At 27.7% G+C, this 4436-nt stretch carries 3 protein-coding genes; 2 read left to right on the plus strand and 1 reads right to left on the minus strand.

Annotated features, from left to right (window positions below):
* Positions 1-27 precede the first annotated feature (27 nt).
* On the minus strand, positions 28-576 hold the full coding sequence (locus tag AC1DCD_RS10040) for a glutathione peroxidase (protein WP_464640466.1): 549 nt from the start codon (positions 574-576) through the stop codon (positions 28-30).
* A 173-nt stretch (positions 577-749) separates the two neighbouring features.
* On the opposite strand from AC1DCD_RS10040, the gene AC1DCD_RS10045 reads away from it, so the two are divergent.
* The gene (locus tag AC1DCD_RS10045) at positions 750-3428 is read left to right on the plus strand and encodes a 3'-5' exonuclease (RefSeq protein WP_464640468.1); all 2679 of its coding nucleotides are present in this window, start codon (positions 750-752) and stop codon (positions 3426-3428) included.
* 7 nt (positions 3429-3435) lie between these two features.
* Positions 3436-4011 carry a GNAT family N-acetyltransferase gene (locus AC1DCD_RS10050; RefSeq protein WP_464640470.1) on the plus strand — a complete coding sequence of 192 codons (576 nt, stop codon included), beginning with the start codon at positions 3436-3438 and terminating at the stop codon, positions 4009-4011.
* The last annotated feature ends 425 nt before the right edge of the window (positions 4012-4436 follow it).

The raw sequence follows: 4436 nt of genomic DNA on the forward strand, positions 1-4436 counted from the left end.
ATATATTAGAGAATATAATAATTATATTTATAGTAACTCTTCTATTTTCAAAGCTATGTTTTCAAATTTCTCAGTAGGCTCAAAGCGAGCAACAACTTGTCCTTTCTTATTTATAAGGAATTTTGTAAAATTCCATTTTATATCAGATTTCTCTTTATAGTTAGGATCTTCCTTTGATAATATTTCATCTAATATTGGATAAAGGTGGTGAGTTTCGTCCCAACCCGCAAATCCTTTTTGTTCTTTTAAGAAGGTAAACAAAGGATCAGCTCCATCACCATTTACTTTTATTTTTTTAAATCGAGAAAACTTTGTGCCGTAAGTAAATTTGCAAAATTGATGAATACTATCATCAGTACCGGGTGCTTGGTTACCGAATTGATTGCAAGGAAAATCAAGAACTTCAAATCCTTTTGAATGATACTTTTCATATAAATTTTCAAGTTCTTTGTAAGTGGGGGTGAAACCACATTTTATTGCAGTATTTACAATTAAAACTACTTCATTAGCATATTCTTTTAAAGAAACGCTTTTACCTTTTCTGTCTTTTACAGAAAAATCATAAATTGTTCTCATTGTTTTCTTTTTTTTATTTCTCTTTTATATTTATATTTTTAATATCTATATTTTACTACGATACAAATATACAAAGAAATATTCAAGGAAAGAATAAAGAATGGGATATTAATAAGATATAATCGCTTTATTTTTGTAATTTTGTGAGGTAAAGTTTAAATATTATAATCCTGATGAATAATAATTTAGATGAAAGTCAATTACCAGTAATACGAGCTAATAAAGGGTTTCATTTAGTGTTAGCTCCTCCTGGTTGTGGGAAAACTCATATATTGGCAGAGCGAGTACGTTATGCCTTTTCCAAAGGCATAGCATTTGAAGATATGCTTTGTTTAACTTTTACAAACAGGGCAGCTCGCGAAATGACTTCACGAATAAAAAATATATTTCCAAATAAAGATATTTCTACTTTACAAGTCGGTAATGTACACCATTTTTGCTCAAAGTTTTTGTTTGAGTATAAAAAAGTACCATCAGACTCTTCTATAATAGATGATGAGGAAGCTGTTAGTATTATAGCTGACTATAAAAATGAAGATGATCAAGGAATAATAGGAGATTATCAACGATATAGGGTATATCAACAGATAATATTTTTTTCTCACCTTGTCTATCAGATTAAACATAAACACCCTTCTAAAGTGTTTTTACATCCAGAATGTTTATCTAAGGAAGAAATAGAATTGATAAAATATATATGTAAGAGGCAACAAATACCTTATAATGATAAAGCTATTATTTATATTTATGATCATGCTGAAAGTTTCTTAGACTATATAAATGATTTAGATTTAGATCGCTCTCTTACATATAAAATAATTGTGCTTTTACGTAAAATGTATTTAGCATCTTGTTATGAGCATTATAAAATAGAAAATCATTTAATTGATTTTGAAGATTTATTACTTTTCACCTATGATATTTATAAAAATAACAAAGAAAATAAACATTATAAGTGGATACAAGTAGATGAAGTGCAAGATCTAAATGGTATGCAATTGGCTATTATAGATTTATTGACTGAAAAAAATAATTCTATAGTCATGTTTTTAGGAGATGAACAACAAGCTATTTTCTCTTTTATGGGAGCAAAAGCAGATACTCTTAATCTTTTAAAATCACGTTGTAAAGGCAACATTCATCATCTCATGCAAAATCATCGATCACCAAAATATTTATTAGATGTTTTTAATACCTATGCTGAAAAACAATTAAAAATAGATAAAGATTTACTACCTATAACAGATAACAAATCAGTAGCAGAAACTGATAGCTTAAAGATAATCAGTAGTAATACTATCGAAGATGAAATAATGGATGTTATAATATTAGCAAAAAATATATTTTTAAAAGACCCTGAAGCTACAACAGCCATTATTGTTAATTCTAATTTAGATGCAGATAAAATAAGTTGCACTATGTCTAAATTAGATATAACCCATTTTAAAGTATCAGGAAAAGATTTATTTGATAAGCCATCTATGAAACTATTATTATCTCATCTGGAGATTTTATCTAACGAGCATAATTTTATAGCATGGGCAAGATTGATGAAAGAGGTTAAGGCTTTATCAAGTAATTCGTTATCAAGAAGATTTAACAGAAAACTTAAGTCCTTATCTATTTCTCCTGTCGATCTATTAGAATATGAGGAAAATACTTATTTAAATGATTTTCTTACTAATTATCAACAACAAGACATTGTTGTTTTTGATACAGAAACAACTGGGTTAGATGTTTTTAATGATGATATTATAGAGATTTCTGCTATAAAGATAAGGAATGGGAAGCAGATTGGTAAGACACTAGACCTTTACATATATACAGATAAAACTATTTTACCTAAATTAGGTATAAAAGATAATCCACTATATGAAATTTATAATGAAAAACTTAATAGTGGAGAATTGATAAATATAAAAGAAGCCTTAAAAGTATTCTTAAGATTTGTAGACAACAGCATTCTTATGGCGCATAATATTAACTATGATTACCATATACTTGACAACTGCTTAAGACGTTATACCGGTGACAACCTAAATAATTATAACTTTAAATATTTCGATTCATTAAAAATAATACGACTGTTAGAGCCATCACTAAGGTCTTATAAATTAGAGCATTTGCTCGATAAATTTCAGTTGGAAGGAGTAAATAGCCATCAAGCAATTGATGATGTATGGGCTACAGTAAACTTAATAAATTATTGTGCAAAAAGAGTTAAGCCTATAGTCTCACAACAATTAAACTTTCTAAAAGATAAGCAAGTATTTAGAATAATAAATAAGTTAAAAGCTTATTATGGAACTATTTATAGAGAAGCAAAACAATATTTATATACTATAGATAAAATAGAAGAACCTGCTATAATTACAGCTTTGACAAATGCACATGTTTCTTTTGTTACAGATAAAACAATAGAAAATATAGAACGATTAGATTATGTTTTACGCTATATAAAGAAGGATATTATAGGAAAAGATATTGGTAATAATTCCCTCGCAGAGCAACTTTCACGTTTTATAATGAATATTTCTACTATGAAAGAAAGTGATTTCTGCAATAGTAAAAGTATTAAAGAACATATTTATGTTACTACAATACATAAAGCAAAAGGGTTAGAATTTGATAATGTAATAGTATTTGATGCTGCTAATGGACGTTATCCAAATGCATATAATAAGACAAAAAAAGAATATGAAGAAGATAGTAGAAAATTTTACGTAGCACTATCTAGAGCTAAAAAACGTGTAATAATAGCTTATGCATTATCACAAATAGATCGTTACGGTAATATCCACAAACGTGAAATAACTTCATTTATGGCAGATATTATAAAATATTTTAACTAATTTTGATATGATTAAAATAGAACAAGCAAAGAAAGAACAATCCTTTATAATAGCTTCATTCATAATGGAAGCTATGAATTATGAATGTTGCCAGTGGTTTATAGGTGAAAATAATTCTTTAAATAGTTTTCATCAATTATTATCAAGACTTGTAGAGAAAGAATTATCGCAATATTCATATCGCAATACATTTGTAGCAATTACTGAAGAAAACGAAGTTGTTGGGGCTTGTGTATGTTATGAAGGTACATTAGTTGGCACTTTAAGAAAAACATTTGAAGAAGAAATGTTCCAAACTTACCATAAAGACTACTCTTCTTTACCTTATGAAACAAAAGCAGGAGAATTTTATATAGATTCTATCTGCGTACATAAGGCTTGGAGAAAGAAAGGTATTGCAACTAAATTACTTATTGCTGCAATAAATAAAGCAGCTAACTTAAAACTTCCTGCTACCTTACTTGTAGATACTGGAAACCCGAAAGCAGAAAACTTATATTATATGATAGGTTTTGAATATTTTGAAAAAACAAAGTGGGGAGGGCACAAGATGAAGCGCTTAATTTATACAAAAAAACAATAAGTAACGTTATTATTAAGCTGTTTTGTCTATATTATTTTTGCATATTAAGAATTTATTATGTATTTTTGCAACGTGTTTTTCATAGTATTAGATTTAAGGTTAACAATGTTTGGAGTACAGCGGTACTCCTTTTTTGTTTAATAAGGTCTATTTATTCTTCAGAAACTTAAGCTTAGTAGAAAAATATAGCTACTATGTACATTATATTATTATCTGCTAAAACTTTTATTAAGCTTGAACATTATGCATGGCACTTCTCACGAATAATATACTTTTTTGATTACCCGTTTTTATAAAAAACACAACTATAATATAAGAATGGTTATTTTATTATACAACAATAAATAAGGGTCAGTCCTAAAATCCAGTTGCAAGCCCTCTCCTCTCAGGCACATAATTTCATAAGTATTTGTTATCTTTGCATC

This window comes from Prevotella sp. C0209C1 (assembly GCF_056583855.1).